Here is a 19,171-nt window from a genome sequence, read left to right as displayed (position 1 = left end):
GCCATCACCGGCCCCTCGGCGTCACCAATGTCCAGCGCATGCGCCGCATGCCAGATCAGCGCGCGCGATGGCTCCAGCTTCGCGGCCATCTCGGCGCACATATGCTTCACCGCCTGGAACGAGCCAATCACGCGGCCGAACTGCTGGCGCTCCTTGGCATAGGCCACCGCCTTGTCGATCATCGCCTGCGCCGCGCCGAGCGTGTCTGCAGCCACCAGAAGGCGCGCGAAGGCCAGCGCGTCATCGCCCGGCTTCACGCTCGCCAGCGCCTTTGCATCCCTGAACATCACCACATGGAAGCTCCGGGTACGGTCAATCGTCTGCATTACCTTGATGCCCGCGCCCTTCGCCTCGACCGCATGCAGCATCCCGCCCGCATCGGCTACGAGGAAATGGGTTGCGCCTTCCGCCGACTGCGCCAGCAGAGACGTGCCCGAGAGCTTGCCACCCTTCAGCGACACACCCGCCCCGTCCCGGCGCGAGAACAGTTCCGTCAGCGCCAATCCGAACGCCACCTCTCCGGCGGCGATCCCGCCCAGCAGCGCCGCCTCGCCCGCAAACACTTTCGCTGCCACCGCTGAGGCAGTGAAACGTGACGGCGCAATGGTATAGCCGAGCGCCTCCTGCACCAGCACCGCGCCCAGCGCGCCCAGCCCCAAGCCGCCAGCGTCTTCCGGCACCATCAGCGCCGCGAGGCCAAAGTCCGCCAGCGCCGCATCCAGCGCAGCCGTCTCCGCTGCCTCGCCCGCGGCAATCTTCCGTACACGGTCCAGCGAGGCGGCATCCGAAAGGACACCCTTCAGGCTGTCTTGCAGCATCCGCTGGTTTTCAGAGAGTGCGAATTCCATCTGCTTATCCCTTCGCCAGCTTCGGCTCGCGCGGCATGTCCAGCCCGCGCTCCGCGATGATGTTCTTCTGGATCTGCGCGGTGCCGCCGCCAATGATCAGGCCGAGATCGTACATGTAGCGCCACTGCCAGCTGCCGCCGGATCGCAGATGCTCACCGTCCTCATAGAGAATGCCGAGTTCGCCGAGCGCATCGATCGCAAGGCGGGCAATCTCATGGTTGAGGTCGCAGCCCTGCAGCTTCACGATCAAGCCCGCCAGCCCCGCGCCCTCGCCTTTCAGGCGGCTCGTGGTAATGCGCAGGCCGTTCGCCTGCATCGCATACACTTCCGCCTGCAGCTTCATAAGCCGGTCGCGCAGCAAAGGATTGTCGATCAGGCGCGCGCCGTTCACCGCTTCCGTTTTCATCATCTCGACCAGCTCGAGAAACCGCGCCTTCGTCGCATTCGGATCGCCCAGCATGCCGCGCTCATGCGTAAGCGTGGCGTTTGCCACATACCAGCCCATGTTCGGCTTCGCGATCACCCCGCTCTTCGGTACACGGACATTGGTGAAGAACACTTCGTTGAAGTTCGCCGTGCCGGTCATGTCGACCAGCGGGCGCACCTCGATGCCGGGCGTCGACATCGGGAAGGTGATATAGGTTATGCCCTCATGCTTCTTCGCGGCCGGGTCCGTGCGCACGAGGCAGAACATCATGTCGGCCTGTTTTGCGGTCGAGGTCCAGATCTTCGAGCCGTTGATGATGTAATCGTCGCCGTCTTCCACCGCCGCCGTGCGCAACGCCGCAAGGTCCGATCCCGCGCCTGGCTCGGAATAGCCCTGGCACCAGATCATTTCGCCCTGAATGGTCGGGCGGATAAAGGCCTGTTTCTGTTCTTCGGTGCCGAGTTCCAAGAGCGTCGGCACGAACATCGAAATGCCCTGCCCCGCCATCGGGCCCGGAATGCGCGTGCGGGCAAATTCCTCGGCGATGATGCGCGCCTTCAGGATGTCCGGCTCGGCGCCGTAGCCGCCATACTCCTTGGGGATGGTGCGCGCCGCGAGGCCGTTTTCGATCAGCAGCTTCTGCCAGGCGATGCGCCTCGCATTCTTGTAGCCCTTGTCCTCCGCCGTCGGCGCAAGATGACGGTTCTTCGCGAGCGTCTCGGAGACTTCGGCGCGAAAGGCTTCGTATTCTGGATCGAGTGTCAGTTTCATGGGGCCAGAGTCTCCCCCTTGCCCCAACGTCCGGCAAGAGGGACGCTTGCGCGACGTTGCGGAAAGGCTCTTAGCTCTCCCCAACAAAACTACAGAGGGAGACCGCACCCATGCCCGTCGAATACGTCAAGAAAGGCAATGTCGCCATCATCACCATGAACCGTCCAGAGGCGCGCAACGCCATCAACGGGGAAATGGCCGCCACGATGGAAGCCGCCATCGACCAGATGGAAAACGACCCCGAAGTCTGGGTCGGCATCCTCACGGCTGTCGGCAAGGCCTTCTGCGCGGGTGCGGACCTGAAGGAAATCTCCGCCGGCAATGGCGGCGCCCTCTCCACCAAGAAAGGCGGCTTTGCCGGCATCGCCAAGCGCGAGCGCACCAAGCCCCTGATCGCCGCGATCACCGGCTCGGCGCTTGCAGGCGGCACAGAAATCGCCCTCTCCTGCGACATGATCATTGCCGCCGACGACACCAATTTCGGCCTGCCAGAAGTGAAACGCTCGCTGGTCGCCGGCGCCGGCGGCCTCTTCCGCCTGCCCCGCCAGATCGGCAAGGCCGTCGCCCTCGAGGCGATCCTTACGGGCGACCCGCTCTCCTCGCAGCGCGCCTATGAACTCGGCATGGTCAACAAGGTGGTTCCCGAAGCGCAGGTGATGGACGAAGCGATGAAGCTCGCCGCGCGCATCACCGCCAACGCGCCGCTCGCCGTGAAGGCCAGCCGCGCGGTCGCGATAAGCGCGACCAGCAAGACCGACGAGGAGCTCTGGAAAGACTCCGGCGCGGCCTTCGCCAGCATTGTCGGCACCGAAGACTTCAAGGAAGGCCCGAAAGCCTTCATCGAGAAACGCGCACCAGTCTGGAAGGGGAAGTAACGACTTCCTCATCCCTGAAAACAGTTGCGGCCACTCCCCGGAGTGGCCGCAAGCATTTTGTATCCTGACGAAAGAAGCTTGATCAGGCCGCGGCGCTGACTTCGCCGGAAGAGGCGTAGAGCGAACCGTAGATCACGTCTTCCGGGAATTCGGCCATGCGCGCGATGATGTCCTTGCACTCGGCTTCGCCTTCGGCATCATCCCAGGTCATGGCGGAAGCTTCGCAGATCCATTCGGCTTCGACGAGGTCGTAGCCTTCTTCTTCGAACGACTCTTCGATTTTCGCCATCGCGTCATCTTCGCTCGAAGCGTAGACGCCGACGATCAGGGAGGCGCGGTCCATGCCCTCGAGAGCGCCGTCGCTCCCTTCACCACACAGCACTTCGCAGGAAACCAGGTAAGCAGTTTGCGACACAGTCAATCTCCGTTTTTGTTCGCACGAATCCAGCCCCCGGCACCCCCGGCGGCAGAATGCTCACGAAACCCAACAGCCCATGCAACGCGGCCAGGCCTTGCCCGCCCGGCTGGCTTTTCGTTCAAGCTTCTTGCTTCGTGATCATGGAGAAATTTGCGGAAGTTGATTAAGAACCTGCTAACACTTTTGGCAGCCCCCCAAGATTTAATCCTCCCGCACAACCCGCGCCTTGCCGCGCCCCAAAGTCAGCGCCTTGATCGCCCCCCGGAAGGTGCGCACCTCCTGCTCCGTCCACTGAGCACGCACCAGGGCGCTGCGCAGGTTGGTGATCATCACCGGGGTCTTTTCTGGCGGATAAAAATAGCCGGCGCGCTCGAGTTCCGCCTCGAAATGTTCGAACATGCCGATCAGGTCTTCACGGCTCGCCGGCGCGCCGACGCCTTCGCCCTTGCCCTCGAACCTTCCGCCGAGGCCTTCGTTCGCCCCCCACTGGTGGCAGAACACGCCGACCGCCTGGGCGAGGTTCAGCGACCAGAAATCCGGGTTCACCGGATAGGTCAGGATCGCGTCGCATAACGCCACTGCCTCGTTCGGCAGGCCGGACTTTTCGCCCCCGAACAGGATGCCCGCCTTGCCCGGCCGGCCGCGCACAGCCGAGACAGCGCCCACCGCATCGAACACCGGCTTTTCCAGCCCCCGCGGGCGGGCGGTGGTGGCGATGGCATAGGTGAGGCCGGCCATCGCGGCTTCCAACGTATCGAACACTTGAACCTCGACGCCCTGCCCGAGCGCCCCGGCGGACATGGTCTCCGCCACCGGGCTCGGCCAGCCGTCGCGGGGCGAGACAAGCCGCAGGTCCGTCAGCCCGAAATTCAGCATCACCCGCGCCGCCGCGCCGATGTTTTCGCCCAGCTGCGGGGCGTGCAGGAGGATGGCGGGAGAGGTCAGGTCTGCCATGCTGTATCCGGTTTTGACGGGCGCGCGGCGTCTGCTATAGGCCTGGCCAACCCGTTACAGCGCAAGGATTCCAAAACATGGCGAAGATCAAGGTCAAAAACCCGGTTGTCGATATGGACGGCGACGAGATGACCCGGATCATCTGGCAGATCATCAAGGACAAGCTGATCTACCCGTATCTCGACATCGACCTGAAATATTACGACCTGTCGATCGAAAGCCGCGACGCGACCGATGACCAGATCACCATTGACGCTGCGGAAGCCACCAAGAAGTACGGCGTCGCTGTCAAGTGCGCGACCATCACCCCGGACGAAGCCCGGGTGGAGGAATTTGGCCTCAAGAAAATGTGGAAGTCGCCCAACGGCACCATCCGCAACATCCTCGGCGGCGTGGTGTTCCGCGAGCCGATCGTCATCTCAAACATCCCGCGCCTGGTGCCCGGCTGGACCAAGCCGGTGATCATCGGCCGCCACGCCTTCGGCGACCAGTACCGCGCCACCGACTTCCTCGTGCCCGGCAAGGGCAAGCTGACAATGAAATTCACCGGCGACGACGGCAAGGTGATCGAGAAGGACGTCTACGACTTCCCCGGCGCCGGCATCGCGATGGGCATGTACAATATCGACGAGTCGATCCGCGACTTCGCCCGCGCCTGCTTCAACTACGGCCTGCAGCGCAAACTGCCGGTCTACCTCTCCACCAAGAACACGATCCTGAAAGCCTATGACGGCCGCTTCAAGGACATCTTCCAGGAGCTGTGGGACGCCGAGTTCAAGGAGAAGTTCGCGCCCTTCAAAGGCACCTACGAGCACCGCCTGATCGACGACATGGTGGCGGCGTGCATGAAATGGTCCGGCGGCTATGTCTGGGCGTGCAAGAACTATGATGGCGACGTGCAGTCCGACACCGTGGCGCAGGGCTATGGCTCGCTCGGCCTGATGACCTCCGTGCTGCTCTCGCCCGATGGCAACACGGTCGAGGCCGAAGCCGCACACGGCACGGTGACCCGCCACTACCGCAACCACCAGAAGGGTGAAGCGACCTCGACCAACTCGATCGCCTCGATCTTCGCCTGGACGCAGGGCCTCGACCATCGCGGCCGAATGGACGGCACACCCGAAGTGCGCAAGTTCGCCCAGACGCTGGAGCGCGTCGTGATCGAGACGGTGGAGAAGGGCTTCATGACGAAAGACCTCGCCCTGCTCGTCGGCCCGGATCAGGGCTACCTGACGACCGAAGGCTTCATCGAAAAGGTCGCCCAGAACCTTGAAGCCGAAATGGCGAAGGGCTGAGCCTGAGCCTCATCCATATTCCGCTCACCCCGGCGAAAGCCGGGGTCCAGCACCAGACAGCATTGCGTTTGAAAGGACTGGATCCCGGCACACACCGGGATGAGCGGAAAAGGGGCGGGGCATGAGAACGACCGAAAACGTGGCAAGCCGCGTTCGCCCCCTTCTCCTCCCCTCTGCCCTGATCCTTGCCACCTGCGCCATTGCTTACGCGGCATGGTCGACCGGCAATGCCAGCGCGCTTGAAGCCGCCGCCTTCGTTTCCGGCGCGATCTGCGTCTGGCTGGTGGTGCGCGAGAGCATCTGGAACTTCCCGCTCGGCCTGATCAATGTCGCCATTTCCGGCTACATCTTCTACCAGTATCGTCTGTATGCGGACTCCGGTCTTCAGGTCGTCTATTTCGCGCTGAACCTTGCCGGCTGGTATCTCTGGCTGTTCGGCGGAGAGAACCGCACGGCGCTGAAAGTGCAGCGCACATCGCGCCTTGAGCTTGCCCTCATCGGCGGCTTCATTGCAGCCTCCACCACCTTCCTCTGGTGGCTGCTCGACAAGGCCGGCGGCGCCGCGAAATTCTGGGACGCGCTCACCACCTCCATCAGCCTGTCGGCACAGTGGTTGCAGAGCCGCAAGAAGCTCGAATGCTGGCACCTCTGGATCCTGGCGGATGTGCTCTATGTCCCGCTCTACATTTCACGCGAACTTTACCTGATTGCTCTGCTCTATGCCGTCTTCCTTGCCCTCGCAGTCCTCGGCCTCCTCACCTGGCGAAAGTCTCTGAAACAATGGTCAGCAGCAGACCTCTTCGCATAGTCCTGATCGGCGCCGAGTCGACCGGCAAGACGACGCTGTGCCAGCAGCTGGCAGCGCATTACGGCACCGAATGGGTGCCCGAATATGGCCGCGAGCATTGGGAACAGAAGATTGCGGACCAGCACCTGAAGGGCGGCGAGATTCCTTCGTGGACAGAGGATGAGTTCATCCACATCGCCGAGGAACAGCAGCGCCGCGAGAACGAAGCCGCCACCCGCGCGGGCCGAGTGCTGATCTGCGATACCAACGCCTTCGCCACCGGCACCTGGTTCGAGCGCTATGCCGGCCATCGCCACCGCCTCGTCGATGCCATCGGCGCGCGCGACACGGTGGACCTCTACCTGATCCCCACCCCGGACGTGCCCTTCGTGCAGGACGGCGTGCGCGACGGCGAACAGATCCGCGACTGGATGCATGGCCGCTTCCTCGACCTCGTGCAGGCCACCGGCACGCCCTACATCCTGCTGTCGGGCAGTTGGGAACAGCGCATGAAGCAGGCGACGTTTGCCATCGACCTTCTGCTCAGCGGCGTCACACCCATGCAGTCTGCAGAGTATCGCATCCACCGCGCCACGGCGCGCGATGCCGGCATGCTGGCGCAGATCGGCGCGGCGACCTTCCTTGAGACCTATCCCGAAATCATCCCCGGCCCGGACATGGTCGAGCACTGCGCCGCGCAGCACTCGGTTTCCGTGTACGAACGATATCTTGCCGACCCTGCCTGCACGGTGTGGCTGGCGGAGTACATGAGCACCGGCGCGCCAGTCGGCTACGCGGTCAACTGCCCGCCGGACTTGCCCGTGGCGAAGGAAGAGGGCGATGTGGAGCTGAAACGCATCTACGTCTTCTCGCGCTTCCACGGCGCAGGCCTCGGCCGCATCCTGATGCTCGCCGCGTTGCACGATGCGCGCCTGCGCGGCGCCCCGCGCCTGCTTCTCGGCACCTACAGCGAAAACCGTCGCGCCATCAAGTTCTACCAGAAACACGGCTTCGAGCAGATCGGAACGCGCAAATTCCTCGTGGGCGAGCAGTTCTTTGACGATGTGGTTCTGGCGGTGCGGCTGTGACTGCGGGAAACTACCTATATACCCGCCTTGGCCTGCCCCATAGGGTCGGCCCATGACTGACTACCGCATACGGAGCGCTGCAGAGCGGCGCGAAGACATTCTTGCCCAGGCCGCCGCGCTTGGCATCGATGATGCCTATATTTCGCGGCTGGTAGACACTTTCTATTCGCGCGTGCGGGCCCATCCGCTACTGGGCCCGGTGTTCGATGACGCGATCACCGACTGGGAACCGCACCTCGCGAAAATGAAAGATTTCTGGGCCTCGGTCGCCCTGAATGCGGGCCGCTATTCCGGAAAGCCCGTGCCGGCCCACACCCAGCACCGAACCATCGCGCCCTGGCATTTCGACATATGGCTCGGCCTGTTCGAGCAAACCCTGCGAGATACCGCCCCAACGTCCGCGGCCATCCCCTACTTCATGGATCGCGCCAACCGCATCGCCCAGAGCCTGCAATACGCCATGTTCGGATTGCCGGGGCTGGAGCGGAAGTAAGACCCTAGACCTTCCGTGCGCTGCGCACATAGCGCACGAGGCCGTCATTCGAAGTCATCACCAGCGTGTGCGTCAACACGCGGCCGTCCTTGTGGTGGACGCCGTCGAGGAGGGAGCCTTTAGTGACGCCCGTGGCGCAGAAGACGGTTTCGCCTGAGGCGAGTTCGTTCAGCGCATAGGTCTTGCCGAGATCGGTGATGCCAACGCGGGCGGCGCGCTTCTTTTCGTCGTCATTGCGGAAGACGAGACGGCCGAACATCTGGCCGCCGACGCATTTCAGTGCGGCCGCTGCGAGTACGCCTTCCGGCGCGCCGCCCTGGCCGACATACATGTCAATGCCGGTGGCCGGGTCTGTTGTGGCGATCACACCGGCGACGTCGCCATCGGTGATCAGGGCGATGCGGGCGCCCGCGTCGCGCAGGGAATCGATGATGTCCTGATGGCGCGGACGGTCGAGTACGCAGACGGTCATGTCCTCAACCTTGCGGCTGGAATGTTTTGCCAGTGCACGGATGTTTTCTGCAGGCGAAGCATCCAGGCTGATGATGCCTTCCGGATAGCCGTGGCCAATGGCGATCTTGTCCATATAGGTGTCGGGGGCGTGCAGCAGCCCGCCGCGCGGCGCAATCGCGAGCACAGCGCAGGCATCCGGCATGGCCTTCGCGGTCAGCGTCGTGCCTTCCAGCGGATCGAGCGCGATATCAATCTCCGGGCCCTTCCCTGTGCCGACTTCCTCGCCGATGAACAGCATCGGCGCCTCGTCGCGTTCGCCTTCGCCGATGACGACGCGGCCGCGGAATTCGACTTCGTTAAAGGCCGAGCGCATGGCGTCTACCGCGGCAGCATCGGCCTTCTTCTCGTCGCCCCGGCCGGCGAGTTTCGCTGCGGCGATAGCGGTAACTTCCGTCACACGCACCATTGCGTCCGCAAGGCTCGGCGTCAGAACGTTGTTTTTCATAAGTTTATCTCCAAACGCGGGATATCGGAATTCGACCCCGCCCTCTATGCAATCAGCTTGCCGCCTCGATGCGGATCAGGCGCGGATCCTCCACGGAGACGGACAGTCCCGCAATCCGGTTAACAGCCGCCTGCATTTCGGCGCGCGGGCAGCGATGGGTGACAACCGCCACGGGGCTCGCGCCGCTCTCGTCGGCGGAGTCCTGCAGGAGCTTGTCGACCGAGATGCCGGACTCGGCCAGCGCCTCGGTGAGCGCGGCGAGCGTGCCCGGTTTGTCGGCCAGCCGTACACGGAGGAAAAAGGCCGCGACTTCGCTGTTGTCGCCAGTCACGAAAGGTTGCGCGACATGGTGTTTGGCGCGGCCGAAAGCATTGCGGATGGCGGGGCGGAAGAGTTTGGCGATGTCGCCCATCACGGCGCTGGCGGTCGGGCCAGACCCGGCGCCGGGGCCGGTGAGCACGACCGCGCCGAGCGGGTCGCCTTCGACGCGCACGGAGTTCAGGGAGCCATCGACGCGGGCTAGCGCATGGGCATGTGGCAGGGCCATCGGCTCGACGCGGCAGACGACGCCGCCCTTGGTGAGAACGCCTTCGGCGATCAGCTTGATGCGGAAGCCGAGACGGTCAGCCAGGCGCAGGTCCAGCAGGCCGATTTCCTCGATGCCGCGCACGGAAACCTTGGAGAAATCAAGGTCTGCAGAGAAGGCGATGGCGGAGAGAATGGCGGCCTTGTGGGCCGCGTCCATGCCCGACACATCCAGCGTCGGGTCGGCCTCGGCATAGCCGCGCTTCTGGGCTTCGGCGAGCACTTCGTCATAGGCCCGGCCGGTTTCCAGCATGGTGCTGGTGATGAAATTGCAGGTGCCGTTGAGGATGCCGGAGACGCGTTTGATCTCCGTGCCCGCAAGGCTGTCGCGCAGTACACGGACGACCGGGATGCCGCCCGCGACAGCGGCCTCGAACAGGAGGTCCACCTGCTTTTCGGAGGCGAGTTTGGCCAGCGCCTGGCCATGCTTGGCGATCAGCGCCTTGTTGGCGGTGACGACATGCTTGCCGGCCTTCAGCGCGCTCTCGACCGCGAATTTCGCCGGACCGTCAGAGCCACCGATCAGCTCAACGAACACGTCGACATTGGGGTCTTCGGCGAGGGTCGCGGCATCGTCGAACCAGGCGTAGCCGTCGGTGTTCACGGGCCGGTTGCGGCTCTGCGAGCGGGCGCTCACGCCAGTGATCTCCACCTGCCCCGGCAGGCGCAGGCGGTCCTGCCGCTGCACCAGCTCGATCAGCCCGGCGCCGACATGGCCCAGCCCCGCAATCCCGATCCTCAACGCCCCCATAGGGTGCCCTCACGCAACAGTTTCCGAGGGGGCCATAGCCGGTTTGGGTCGTTAGCGGAAGGGCTGGAAGCGCGGCCTTCAGGGTGGGTTAGGCCGGAAGCCGTAACCCACCATCCAGTCAGGCATTTTACCTATGATTTAGACCGACACTGTCCCAGAGTGGAACTAGCGATTCTACCACAGTAAAGTGGTGTTCGGAGTGCCTCCTAAGTGGCAAGCCACTCATCTCGAGCTTGAAGCTAAAGACTTTGCCTTCAGCATCGCGGTAGAAATGGTCTTCCCAAGTCGCATCCTTCTCCTGGCATTTGATCACTGGATGCCGCCTGTGATACTGATCCCAGAGGTAGAATTTTTGCACGACATAATGATGCACTTTGAGCCTCCTTTTCTGCTGCTAAGCAGAAAGACTAAGCGCCCCAACGTATGTGGGGATTTCGCGCAACGAGATTTTCTAGGCCATTGAACCGAATTGGGGGTTACGGCCTGCGGCCTAACCCACCCTACAATGTCACCCCTGCCCTCTCCCCCAAGGGGGAGAGGGATTCAAGGGAAGCCTACTCCGCCGCCACCGGCTTGATTTCCTTCACGCCTCTTGCCGCGAGGAACTTCCGGATGTTGCGACCCGCCTGGCGGATGCGTTGTTCGTTTTCGACGAGGGCGATGCGGACATAGTCGTCGCCGTGTTCGCCGAAGCCGGCGCCGGGGGCGACGGCGACGTGGGCTTCGTTGATCAGCTGCAGCGAAAACTCGAGGCTGCCGAGATGGCGCAGCTGCTCGGGGATCGGGGCCCAGGCGAACATCGAGGCTTTCGGGCTCGGCACAGGCCAGCCGGCTCGGGTGAAGCTGTCAACGAGGGCATCGCGCCGTGTACGGTAGATCTTGCGCAGGTCGTCCACACAGTCCTGCGGGCCATCGAGCGCGGCGACGGCGGCAACCTGGATCGGCGTGTAGGCGCCGTAATCGAGATAGGATTTCACGCGGGCGAGCGCGCCAATGAGTTTCTCGTTGCCCGCCACAAAGCCCACGCGCCAGCCGGCCATAGAATAGGTTTTCGACATGGTGGTGAACTCCACCGCGATGTCCTTCGCGCCGTCCACCTGCAGGATGGAAGGCGTCGGTTCCTCGAAATAGATTTCGTTATAGGCGAGGTCCGACAGGATCCAGAGATCGTGCTTCTTCGCGAACTTCACGGCCTCCTTGTAGAAGTCGAGATCACAGACAGCGGCGGTCGGGTTCGACGGGAAGCACAGCACCATCGCCGTCGGCGGCGGCACGGAATATTTCACCGCGCGGCCAAGATTCGACAGGTACTGCTCGGGCGTATGCGCCGGCACGCCGCGGATGGAAGCGCCGGCGATGATGAAGCCGAAATGGTGCAGCGGATAGGACGGGTCTGGCGCAAGGATCACATCGCCCGGCGCGCTGATCGCCTGCGCGAGGTTGGCAAAGCCTTCCTTCGAGCCGAGCGTGACAATCACCTCCCGGTCCTTGTCCAGCTTCACATCAAAGCGGCGCTTGTAGTAATCCGTCAGTGCACGGCGCAATCCCGGAATCCCGCGCGAGGCGGAATAGCCGTTCACGTCCGGCTTGCGGGCGGTTTCGACCAGCTTGTCGACGATATGTTTCGGCGTCGGCTGGTCCGGGTTGCCCATGCCGAGATCGATGATGTCTGCTCCGCGCGCGCGAAGGGCCGCCTTGGTCCGGTTGACCTGTTCAAAGACATAGGGCGGCAGGCGCCGGATCTTGTGAAAGTCGGTGTTCATGGCTGGTACAGGCCTTCAGTGACGCGCGGCACGTTGAAGCTGGCCCGGATTGCCGCGATCTCGGACTCGCTGAGGAACTCCGCCTCGGGGAGCCCCGGTTCAAATTCGGCGCGCAGTTCGGCGCCCACTTTTTCAATCCCTTCCGCGCCGGCGCCAACCTCGGCGCGCGGATCGCTGAAGAACTGCTGCTGCAGCCCGGCCAGCACATCGCCGGAGGCTGACAAGCTCTTGACGGGCTGGGCCGCCGGCGTTGCGGCGGGTATATCTGCGATGTCGGGATAGCCCTCCCCCCGGATCTGAACCCGGCGTTCGGCATACCAGTCGGGCGCTTCGTTAATGGCCGAGCGCACCTTCGTGAACGAAGTCGAACAGCCGGCCATCAGCATCAACGGCACGCCACAGAGGAGAATCGCAGTGTTTTTCATGGTTAAGATCATTAAATCACAAACATTGTGATGGATAGAGAAGCCCCAGAAACAGGGCAAAACCAAGACTTATGAGCAGCGCCAAGCCACCTGCCAAAGATACGGAGCCGCTGGCCGCCCTGATGGCGGCGCAGGACCCGATGAAATGGCAGATCCTGACGACCACGCTGGCCCTCGCCAACACCGAGTCCCAGGCCCTGCTCACCGAAGTCATCACCGGCTCCGGCCCCCTCGGCACGATTGCCGATGGCGACCCGATGGGCGCCGTCGATGCCTTCCGCGAGGTCGGCCTTGGCTTGGCGCGCAATCCGATGGCCCTGATGCAGGCCAATATGGAGCTGATGCAGGGCTGGATGAAACTCTGGCAGGAGATGGTGCTGGAGTCCCTCTCCCCCGAGGCGCCGCAGGAGAAGGACAAGCGCTTCTCCGATCCGGAATGGCAGATGAACCCCGCCTTCAAGTTCATCCGCAAGGCCTATGACGTGAACGCCACCTGGATGAACTCCCTCGCCGACCGCGCCGAGGGCATCGACCCCGCCGTGCAGCTGCGCGCAAAATTCTTCACCCAGCTGCTGACCGACAGCCTCTCGCCCACCAACTTCCTCGGCACCAACCCGCAGGCCCTGCGCGCCTTCATCGAGAGCGGCGGCGAGAGCGTTCTCGCCGGCCTGCGCATGGCGCGCGAAGATGTGCGCAAGGGCAATGGCAAGCTCTACATCTCGCAGACGGACGAGACCCCATTCGAGCTCGGCGTCAACATCGCCACCGCCCCCGGCGAAGTGGTGTTTCGCAACGACCTGATCGAGCTGCTCCAGTTCGCCCCCTCGCAGCCGCAGGCCTATTCCAAGCCGCTGCTGATCTTCCCGCCCTGGATCAACAAGTTCTATATCCTCGACCTGCAGGAAAAGAACTCGATGATCCGCTGGCTCGTCGACCGCGGCCTCACGGTCTTCGTCGTCTCCTGGCGCTCCGCCGACAAGGTGACGAAGGACTATGACTGGGACGACTATGTCAAGAAGGGCATCTACGCTGCCGTGGAGGCCGCCCTGCAGGCCTCCGGCGCGAAAAGCCTCAACGCGGTCGGCTACTGCATCGGCGGCACGCTGCTCACTTCCGCCCTCGCCCACATGTCGGTCACCGGATACGACAAGATTTCCTCCGCCACCTTCTTCGCCTCGCAGTCCGATTTCGAACTCGCGGGCGACCTGAAAGTCTTCACTGACGGGCCCGGCCGCAATTACGTCTACGGCCTCATCGACGAGCATGGCGGCATCATGCCCGGCAAGGAGATGTACGAGACGTTCAACTGGCTGCGCCCCATCGATCTCGTCTGGCGCTATGTCGTTGACATGTACATGCTGGGCAAGCCGCCGCGCCCGTTCGACCTGCTCTACTGGAACGCTGACCAGACCAACATTCCCGGCCCGGTGCACCGCCGCTACCTGAAGGAATGCTACGCCGAAAACCAGCTCGCGCGCGGTGAATACACCGTACTCGGAGTAAAGGTGAACCCGAAGGATATCACCATCCCGGTGATGCTGCAGGCCTCGAAGGACGACCATATAGTGCCCTTCGAGAGCGTCTTGCGCACCGCGAAACTCTTCGGCGGCGACGCCACCTTCGTTCTCTCTGGCTCCGGTCATATCGCCGGCGTGGTCAACCACCCCGACGCGAAGAAATACCAGCACTGGACCAATCCCGGCCCGCTGAGTGCGCATGCCTCAGCGAAAGACTGGATGTCCGGCGCAACCGAAACCCCGGGCAGCTGGTGGCCCACCTGGTGGGACTGGCTCAAGCCCAAATCCGGCCGCAAGATCGCCGCCCCGCAGCCAAAGGACATGGGCCTCGGCCCCGCCCCGGGCACCTACGCGAAAGTCCGCCTCGCAGACATCAAGCTGCCAGCGGAGTGATCCGCGCGGCCCAACCCCTCTCCCATTCATGGGAGAGGAGGGGCCCATCGCGAAGCGATGGGAGGTGAGGGCTTGAAGCTATGGTGGTTAGTGACTGAGGTCTGCGAAGCTACGCCACCAACCCCGCCCCTTCGTCCAGACCCAGCGCAATATTCAGGTTCTGCATCGCCGCGCCCGAGGCACCCTTGCCGAGATTGTCCAGCCGCGCCACCAGCCGCGCCTGGTCATCTGATCCGAACACGAACAATTCCATCCGGTTGGTATCATTGCACGCTTCCGCGCCCAGCGTCCTGATCGCATCGGCCTGCGACAGCCCGGCCACTTTCACGAACCGCTCGCCCGCATATGCGCTCTCCAGCACCATGTGCACATCCTTGCGCTTTACCTTCGCCTTCAGAGCCCACAGCGGCAGCGGCACTTCGATGATCATGCCCTGCGCAAACCGGCCCACGGCGGGCATGAACATCGGCAGGTGCGAAAGGCCGGTATGCTTCTTCATTTCCGGCGGATGTTTGTGCGCCTGTGCCAGCCCGTAGATGCGGTAATTGTCCTCGGTCTGGCGCTCTTCGAATTCGGCGATCATCGGCTTTCCGCCACCGGAATATCCGGACACGGCATTCACCGTCACCGGCCAGTCCGCCGGCACGATCCCCGCCAGCACCAGCGGGCGCACCAGCGCGATGAAGCCGGTCGGATAGCATCCCGGATTGGAGATCCGCGTCGAGGCCGCAATCGCCGCGCGCTGGCCCTTGTCCATTTCCGGAAAACCATACACCCAGCCCGCTGAAGTGCGGTGCTCCGTCGAGGCATCGATGATCACCGTGTTCGGATTGGTGACAAGGCTCACCGCCAGGCGCGCCGCCTCGTCCGGCAGGCACAGGATCACCGCATCGCACTTGTTCATGATGCCCGCGCGCGTATCGGGATCCTTCCGCTTCGCCTCCTCGATCGACACGAGCTCGATATCCGCACGCCCCTTCAGGCGCTGCGCAATCTGCAACCCGGTCGTGCCGGCTTCGCCATCGATGAAGACTTTGGGTTTCACGCGCCCACTCCTCTGAAGTCAGGGGCCAAAACAAAACGGGCGCCTCGTCTCCGAAGCGCCCGCCAGAAATCTGGATAAACCTTGTGCGGTTTAGCGCTTCGAGAACTGGAAGCTGCGGCGGGCTTTCGCCTTTCCGTACTTCTTGCGCTCGACCACGCGCGGGTCGCGCGTCATGAAGCCGAACGGTTTCAGCACCGGGCGCAGGCCCGGCTCGAAGGCCACGAGGGCGCGCGAGATGCCGTGGCGCACAGCGCCGGCCTGGCCCATCAGGCCCGAACCCTTGACGGTGCAGATCACGTCATACTCGGTGGCGCGGCCGGCTTCGATCAGCGGCTGGGCGATCACCATGCGCAGCACGGGGCGCGCGAAATAGGTTTCCTGGTCGCGGCCGTTGATGGTGATCTTGCCGGTGCCGCGCTTGATCCACACGCGGGCGGTGGCTTCCTTGCGGCGGCCGGTGCCGTAGGCGCGGCCTTGCGCGTCGATCTTCGGCTCGGCTTTCGCGGCAGGTTGCGCTGCGGGCGCGCCGGTCATGGTGCCGAGGTCTTTCAGGGACGAAGCAGTGTCGGTCATATGGATCAGGCCGTTTTCGAGTTCTTGCGGTTCATCGCCTTGAAGTCGACGACTTCCGGCGACTGGGCGATGTGCGGGTGCTCGGCGCCGGCGTAAACGCGCAGCTTGCCGAACTGCTGGCGCGACAGCGCGCTTTCACGCGGCATCATGCGCTTGACGGCGAGTTCGATGGCGCGCTCCGGGAAGCGGCCCTCGAGGATCTTGCCGGCAGTGGTTTCCTTGATACCGCCCGGATAACCGGTGTGGCGGTAATAGACCTTGTCGGTCAGCTTGTTGCCGGTGAACTTCGCCTTTTCGGCGTTGATCACAACAACATGATCGCCGGTGTCGACATGCGGGGTAAAGTCAGGGCGGTGCTTGCCGCGCAGGCGCTTGGCGACGTATGAAGCAAGGCGTCCGACAACGACATCGCTCGCGTCGATCACGACCCACTTATTCTCTACCCCAACGGGTGCGTTATAGGTTTTCATCGCTCTGCTCAGAGCCTCTACTTTCGGAGTTCCAGGAATGCAAATTAAGGGCTGGCGTTTAGTCGCCGCTTCTCCCTTTGTCAACGCGGCTGCCGGGGCGATCCTGCTTTTTGGTTTATCGGCCTGTTCGCGGCAGGAAAAGGCGGAGGATACCCCCCCTCAGGCTGCCCCGATTGCTGCAGGAATCGAGCTTCCGGCGGTATGGGCCACCCGGGCTCTGGCCGGGCCCATCGAGGATGTCGCCCTGTCCACAGGCGGCGGCGCGGTCCTGGCTGTGGCGTTCCAGCGCGGCGGGCTCGAGTTTTTTGACCTCGAAGGCGAGCGGATCGGCCAGCCAGCCCTGTTCCGGCTGCGGGCGTTGGCCGATGGCCGCTCCACCACCATCGCCGGCACCGATGTCACCCTGTTCCCCGGGGTCACCGATTCCGGCGCCCTGAAGGGCTATATCTACAGCCCCGGCCTGATGGCCCCGGCCCAGATCGACCTGCCGATTCCCGAGGACCGCTCGGTGGCGGGCCTGTGCACCGGCGATGCCGGCTCGCAGGGCCTCATCCGCGTCGCCTACTGGACCGTCGCCAATTCCATGCAGCTCGTCACCGGCATCCTGTCCGAATCGAATGGCGACCTTGCCTGGAAGCCGGAGGCCCTGACCCCCGCGCCGATGCCGATTTCCTCCTGCGTCTTCGCCGGCGGCGAGCTGATCGCCTCGGCCGCGGCCGATTCCGCCCCGCTCACCCGCGGCGACATCTCCGCCCTGCTCTCGCTCGACGAGGCCAGCGCCCTGCAGATCTCGACCGATTACGGCCTCACCAACACGGAAATCAGCGTGCGCGACGGCATCACCATCGATGCCCCCCGCAACCCCACCGCCCTATCCGCCCACGGCACTCTGCCGGCGGGCGGCTTCCCCGGCGGCGTGGTCGTGGTGGCCGGTGAAACTGCCGGCGGCGAGCATCAGGTCGTGTTCATCGACCCGAGTTCGATCACGCTGGAACCGGCTGGCGACTGACCCGCCAGGCGGTCCACACCGCCGTCAGTGTCACGATCACACCCAGCCCCTGGTGCGCCAGCGCCAGGGGCAGCGGGGCAGCGTTCAGCAGGGTCAGGATGCCCCACAGCGCCTGCGCCGTCACCAGCGCCGCCAGCAGCGCGAACGGCCGCGCCATCGGCCCCGCCCGGTAGCGCCACGCCGCCCAAAGGCTCAGGCCCCACAGAATGTAGGCCAGCAGGCGGTGATTGAACTGCGTCGCCGCGCGCCCCTCGATGAAGCTGCGAAGGCCGAGATCGGCCTGGATATAATGTGAAGGCACCAGCTCACCCGCCATCAGCGGCCAGTCCGTATAGGTGCGCCCCGCGTCCAGCCCCGCCACCAGCGCGCCCGCCGCCATCTGCACGAACACCAGCGCCAGCAGCACCTGCCCGGTCCGCCGCGCCCCCGCCGGCACCTCGCCGCGCCCGTCCCGTCCGAGGTCCAGCCACAGCCAGGCAATCAGGCACAGGATCAGCAGCGCCAGGCTGAAATGCGTCATCAGGCGGTAAGACGCCACAGAAACCCGGTCCGTCTCGCCAATCCCGCTCGCCACCATCCACCAGCCGATTGCGCCCTGCAGCCCGCCCAGCGCAATCAGCCCGGCCAGCTTCCAGCCGAGCCCGCCGCCCAGCCAGCGCTTCCACGCAAACACCGCAAAGCCGAGCACCGCGACCAGCCCAATCAGCCGGCCCAGCTGGCGATGGCCCCACTCCCACCAGTAAATGAACTGGAACTCGGCAAGGCTCATCCCCTTGTTCATCAGCTGGTACTGGGTGGTCTGGCGATACTTGTCGAACTCGGACTGCCAGTCGGCATCATTCAACGGCGGCAGCGATCCCGCCACGGGGCGCCATTCGGTGATCGACAGGCCGGAATCCGTCAGGCGCGTCGCCCCGCCGACCAGGATCGTGCCGTAAACCATCAGCCCGAGCAGGACCAGCCAGAGGCGGATCCAGCGTGCGGCACCGGAAGACGTTGCGCTTTCTGCCATGTCGCCTAGATCACCCGTCAGCCGTTTCAATCAAGGGGCAGCGTGGTCGCAGCACCGATGCAGGAAAAGCAGAACCTTCGCAAACCCATCGGCACCCTCGTGCTGATCGCCTTCCTGCTAACCTGGCTGTGGGGCGCCACCACCCTCGCGCCCGTCGCCGGGCGCCTGCATTTCCTCCTCGAAATGGGATACTACCTCGCCGCCGGCACCTTCTGGGCCATCCCCCTCAAGCCCCTCTTCGACTGGATGAACGCCGGCGAACCGGAAAGTGAAGACTGAGGGCGTTTCCCACGCATCTGAAGTGGGGCCTTATGCAACGACATTTCAGGCCAAACGCCAAAAATCCCCATACGGATCAAAGCGCAAAAATAAATCACAGAAAACTTACGCTACACTCCCTCAACCGGGGTTACACTCTCCCCATGATCCCGATGCGCGCCCTCCGAGCCAACCCGCACTTTGCGCCCCTGTTCGCGCATGTGCATGCGCTGTGCTGGCCGATCCTCTGGTGGTCGCTGAACCGGCTGCTCCGCTGGTACGCCGCCTCGGGCTATGAAGAGATCCTCTACGGCACAACCCCATGGGGCTATGTGTACATCGCCTATCTCGGCGACCGGAAACCCGATCCCTCCGCCTACAGACCATACGTCCGCGAGAAACCCCGCTGGGATGATCCGGTGTGGAGCACGAACGTGCCCGTGCCTTTCCTCAAGC

21 protein-coding genes are annotated in these 19,171 nt (G+C 63.9%); 9 read left to right on the top strand and 12 right to left on the bottom strand.

From position 1 onward, the window contains the following. Together ACK4TE_RS14435 and ACK4TE_RS14430 are read right to left on the bottom strand one after the other, a co-directional pair. Window positions 1-848 (bottom strand): acyl-CoA dehydrogenase family protein (locus ACK4TE_RS14435; protein WP_409912234.1); only part of this gene is annotated, 848 nt, incomplete at its 3' end. A gap of 4 nt (window positions 849-852) precedes the next feature. After that, window positions 853-2,046 (bottom strand): acyl-CoA dehydrogenase family protein, encoded by a 1,194-nt coding sequence (locus ACK4TE_RS14430; RefSeq protein ID WP_409912233.1) that lies wholly within the window; start codon window positions 2,044-2,046, stop codon window positions 853-855. Between the two features lie 110 nt (window positions 2,047-2,156). On the opposite strand from ACK4TE_RS14430, the gene ACK4TE_RS14425 reads away from it, so the two are divergent. Beyond that, window positions 2,157-2,921 (top strand): crotonase/enoyl-CoA hydratase family protein, encoded by a 765-nt coding sequence (locus ACK4TE_RS14425; protein ID WP_409912232.1) that lies wholly within the window; start codon window positions 2,157-2,159, stop codon window positions 2,919-2,921. Window positions 2,922-3,003: 82 nt separating this feature from the next. Here the strand turns inward: ACK4TE_RS14425 and ACK4TE_RS14420 are convergent, their stop codons facing one another. Both ACK4TE_RS14420 and ACK4TE_RS14415 read right to left on the bottom strand, forming a co-directional pair. Next, window positions 3,004-3,336, bottom strand: a complete 333-nt coding sequence (locus tag ACK4TE_RS14420) for a hypothetical protein (protein WP_409912231.1) — start codon at window positions 3,334-3,336, stop codon at window positions 3,004-3,006. 204 nt (window positions 3,337-3,540) lie between these two features. Further along, window positions 3,541-4,293: an RNA methyltransferase gene (locus tag ACK4TE_RS14415; RefSeq protein WP_409912230.1), complete on the bottom strand. Its 753-nt coding sequence runs from the start codon at window positions 4,291-4,293 to the stop codon at window positions 3,541-3,543. Between the two features lie 77 nt (window positions 4,294-4,370). On the opposite strand from ACK4TE_RS14415, the gene ACK4TE_RS14410 reads away from it, so the two are divergent. The 4 genes from ACK4TE_RS14410 (at window position 4,371) to ACK4TE_RS14395 (ending at window position 7,956) form a co-directional block, all read left to right on the top strand. Further along, the gene (locus tag ACK4TE_RS14410; RefSeq protein ID WP_409912229.1) at window positions 4,371-5,588 is read left to right on the top strand and encodes an NADP-dependent isocitrate dehydrogenase; all 1,218 of its coding nucleotides are present in this window, start codon (window positions 4,371-4,373) and stop codon (window positions 5,586-5,588) included. Between the two features lie 121 nt (window positions 5,589-5,709). Continuing rightward, entirely contained in the window at window positions 5,710-6,396 is a 687-nt protein-coding gene (gene pnuC / locus ACK4TE_RS14405; RefSeq protein ID WP_409912228.1) for a nicotinamide riboside transporter PnuC, read from the top strand. Further along, window positions 6,369-7,463, top strand: a complete 1,095-nt coding sequence (locus ACK4TE_RS14400) for a GNAT family N-acetyltransferase (protein ID WP_409912227.1) — start codon at window positions 6,369-6,371, stop codon at window positions 7,461-7,463. Before pnuC ends, ACK4TE_RS14400 begins: the two co-directional genes overlap by 28 nt. Window positions 7,464-7,515: 52 nt before the next feature. Next, window positions 7,516-7,956: a group III truncated hemoglobin gene (locus ACK4TE_RS14395; protein ID WP_409912226.1), complete on the top strand. Its 441-nt coding sequence runs from the start codon at window positions 7,516-7,518 to the stop codon at window positions 7,954-7,956. A 4-nt stretch (window positions 7,957-7,960) separates the two neighbouring features. Here the strand turns inward: ACK4TE_RS14395 and glpX are convergent, their stop codons facing one another. The 4 genes from glpX to ACK4TE_RS14375 all read right to left on the bottom strand — a co-directional run bounded on the left by glpX (window position 7,961) and on the right by ACK4TE_RS14375 (window position 12,438). Continuing rightward, complete coding sequence (glpX, locus tag ACK4TE_RS14390) at window positions 7,961-8,914, bottom strand: class II fructose-bisphosphatase (RefSeq protein ID WP_409912225.1); 954 nt, start codon at window positions 8,912-8,914, stop codon at window positions 7,961-7,963. 52 nt (window positions 8,915-8,966) lie between these two features. Beyond that, window positions 8,967-10,250, bottom strand: a complete 1,284-nt coding sequence (locus ACK4TE_RS14385; RefSeq protein WP_409912224.1) for a homoserine dehydrogenase — start codon at window positions 10,248-10,250, stop codon at window positions 8,967-8,969. 554 nt (window positions 10,251-10,804) lie between these two features. After that, window positions 10,805-12,013: an LL-diaminopimelate aminotransferase gene (locus ACK4TE_RS14380; protein WP_409912223.1), complete on the bottom strand. Its 1,209-nt coding sequence runs from the start codon at window positions 12,011-12,013 to the stop codon at window positions 10,805-10,807. After that, window positions 12,010-12,438 carry a hypothetical protein gene (locus ACK4TE_RS14375; RefSeq protein WP_409912222.1) on the bottom strand — a complete coding sequence of 143 codons (429 nt, stop codon included), beginning with the start codon at window positions 12,436-12,438 and terminating at the stop codon, window positions 12,010-12,012. The genes ACK4TE_RS14380 and ACK4TE_RS14375 overlap by 4 nt, the downstream gene beginning before the upstream one ends. Window positions 12,439-12,509: 71 nt before the next feature. On the opposite strand from ACK4TE_RS14375, the gene ACK4TE_RS14370 reads away from it, so the two are divergent. Further along, window positions 12,510-14,348, top strand: coding sequence for a PHA/PHB synthase family protein (locus tag ACK4TE_RS14370; RefSeq protein WP_409912221.1), 1,839 nt, complete (start codon window positions 12,510-12,512; stop codon window positions 14,346-14,348). Window positions 14,349-14,457: 109 nt separating this feature from the next. On the opposite strand, the gene argC is transcribed toward ACK4TE_RS14370, so the two are convergent. From argC to rplM, 3 genes are all read right to left on the bottom strand, one after another. Then, complete coding sequence (gene argC, locus ACK4TE_RS14365; protein WP_409912220.1) at window positions 14,458-15,393, bottom strand: N-acetyl-gamma-glutamyl-phosphate reductase; 936 nt, start codon at window positions 15,391-15,393, stop codon at window positions 14,458-14,460. Window positions 15,394-15,483: 90 nt separating this feature from the next. Then, the gene (gene rpsI, locus ACK4TE_RS14360; RefSeq protein WP_409912219.1) at window positions 15,484-15,966 is read right to left on the bottom strand and encodes a 30S ribosomal protein S9; all 483 of its coding nucleotides are present in this window, start codon (window positions 15,964-15,966) and stop codon (window positions 15,484-15,486) included. 5 nt (window positions 15,967-15,971) lie between these two features. Continuing rightward, entirely contained in the window at window positions 15,972-16,436 is a 465-nt protein-coding gene (rplM, locus tag ACK4TE_RS14355; RefSeq protein WP_409912218.1) for a 50S ribosomal protein L13, read from the bottom strand. A gap of 274 nt (window positions 16,437-16,710) precedes the next feature. On the opposite strand from rplM, the gene ACK4TE_RS14350 reads away from it, so the two are divergent. After that, window positions 16,711-17,445: a hypothetical protein gene (locus tag ACK4TE_RS14350; protein WP_409912217.1), complete on the top strand. Its 735-nt coding sequence runs from the start codon at window positions 16,711-16,713 to the stop codon at window positions 17,443-17,445. On the opposite strand, the gene ACK4TE_RS14345 is transcribed toward ACK4TE_RS14350, so the two are convergent. After that, a complete protein-coding gene (locus tag ACK4TE_RS14345) occupies window positions 17,420-18,457 on the bottom strand; it encodes a COX15/CtaA family protein (RefSeq protein ID WP_409912216.1) in 1,038 nt (345 codons plus the stop codon). The two genes, ACK4TE_RS14350 and ACK4TE_RS14345, sit on opposite strands and share 26 nt — an antisense overlap. Before the next feature lie 42 nt (window positions 18,458-18,499). Between ACK4TE_RS14345 and ACK4TE_RS14340 the strand changes: the two genes are divergently transcribed. Both ACK4TE_RS14340 and ACK4TE_RS14335 read left to right on the top strand, forming a co-directional pair. Beyond that, window positions 18,500-18,736 (top strand): DUF2842 domain-containing protein, encoded by a 237-nt coding sequence (locus ACK4TE_RS14340; RefSeq protein WP_409912215.1) that lies wholly within the window; start codon window positions 18,500-18,502, stop codon window positions 18,734-18,736. A 152-nt stretch (window positions 18,737-18,888) separates the two neighbouring features. Continuing rightward, window positions 18,889-19,171: hypothetical protein (locus ACK4TE_RS14335; protein ID WP_409912214.1), on the top strand; the 283-nt coding region annotated here is incomplete at its 3' end.

It is taken from the genome of Hyphomonas sp. (assembly GCF_046313975.1).
Classification (GTDB): Bacteria; Pseudomonadota; Alphaproteobacteria; order Caulobacterales; family Hyphomonadaceae; genus Hyphomonas.
The sequence above is the reverse complement of the archived record's forward strand: the minus strand, read 5'-3'. Positions and strand labels throughout refer to the sequence as shown.

What these genes read in the sequence shown, in the direction of transcription:
- ACK4TE_RS14430 (WP_409912233.1), bottom strand. Translation starts at nt 2,046, where the DNA reads ATGAAACTGACACTCGATCCAGAATACGAAGCCTTTCGCGCCGAAGTC.
- ACK4TE_RS14425 (WP_409912232.1), top strand. Translation starts at nt 2,157, where the DNA reads ATGCCCGTCGAATACGTCAAGAAAGGCAATGTCGCCATCATCACCATG.
- ACK4TE_RS14415 (WP_409912230.1), bottom strand. Translation starts at nt 4,293, where the DNA reads ATGGCAGACCTGACCTCTCCCGCCATCCTCCTGCACGCCCCGCAGCTG.
- ACK4TE_RS14410 (WP_409912229.1), top strand. Translation starts at nt 4,371, where the DNA reads ATGGCGAAGATCAAGGTCAAAAACCCGGTTGTCGATATGGACGGCGAC.
- pnuC (WP_409912228.1), top strand. Translation starts at nt 5,710, where the DNA reads ATGAGAACGACCGAAAACGTGGCAAGCCGCGTTCGCCCCCTTCTCCTC.
- ACK4TE_RS14400 (WP_409912227.1), top strand. Translation starts at nt 6,369, where the DNA reads ATGGTCAGCAGCAGACCTCTTCGCATAGTCCTGATCGGCGCCGAGTCG.
- ACK4TE_RS14395 (WP_409912226.1), top strand. Translation starts at nt 7,516, where the DNA reads ATGACTGACTACCGCATACGGAGCGCTGCAGAGCGGCGCGAAGACATT.
- glpX (WP_409912225.1), bottom strand. Translation starts at nt 8,914, where the DNA reads ATGAAAAACAACGTTCTGACGCCGAGCCTTGCGGACGCAATGGTGCGT.
- ACK4TE_RS14385 (WP_409912224.1), bottom strand. Translation starts at nt 10,250, where the DNA reads ATGGGGGCGTTGAGGATCGGGATTGCGGGGCTGGGCCATGTCGGCGCC.
- ACK4TE_RS14380 (WP_409912223.1), bottom strand. Translation starts at nt 12,013, where the DNA reads ATGAACACCGACTTTCACAAGATCCGGCGCCTGCCGCCCTATGTCTTT.
- ACK4TE_RS14375 (WP_409912222.1), bottom strand. Translation starts at nt 12,438, where the DNA reads ATGAAAAACACTGCGATTCTCCTCTGTGGCGTGCCGTTGATGCTGATG.
- ACK4TE_RS14370 (WP_409912221.1), top strand. Translation starts at nt 12,510, where the DNA reads ATGAGCAGCGCCAAGCCACCTGCCAAAGATACGGAGCCGCTGGCCGCC.
- rpsI (WP_409912219.1), bottom strand. Translation starts at nt 15,966, where the DNA reads ATGACCGACACTGCTTCGTCCCTGAAAGACCTCGGCACCATGACCGGC.
- rplM (WP_409912218.1), bottom strand. Translation starts at nt 16,436, where the DNA reads ATGAAAACCTATAACGCACCCGTTGGGGTAGAGAATAAGTGGGTCGTG.
- ACK4TE_RS14345 (WP_409912216.1), bottom strand. Translation starts at nt 18,457, where the DNA reads ATGGCAGAAAGCGCAACGTCTTCCGGTGCCGCACGCTGGATCCGCCTC.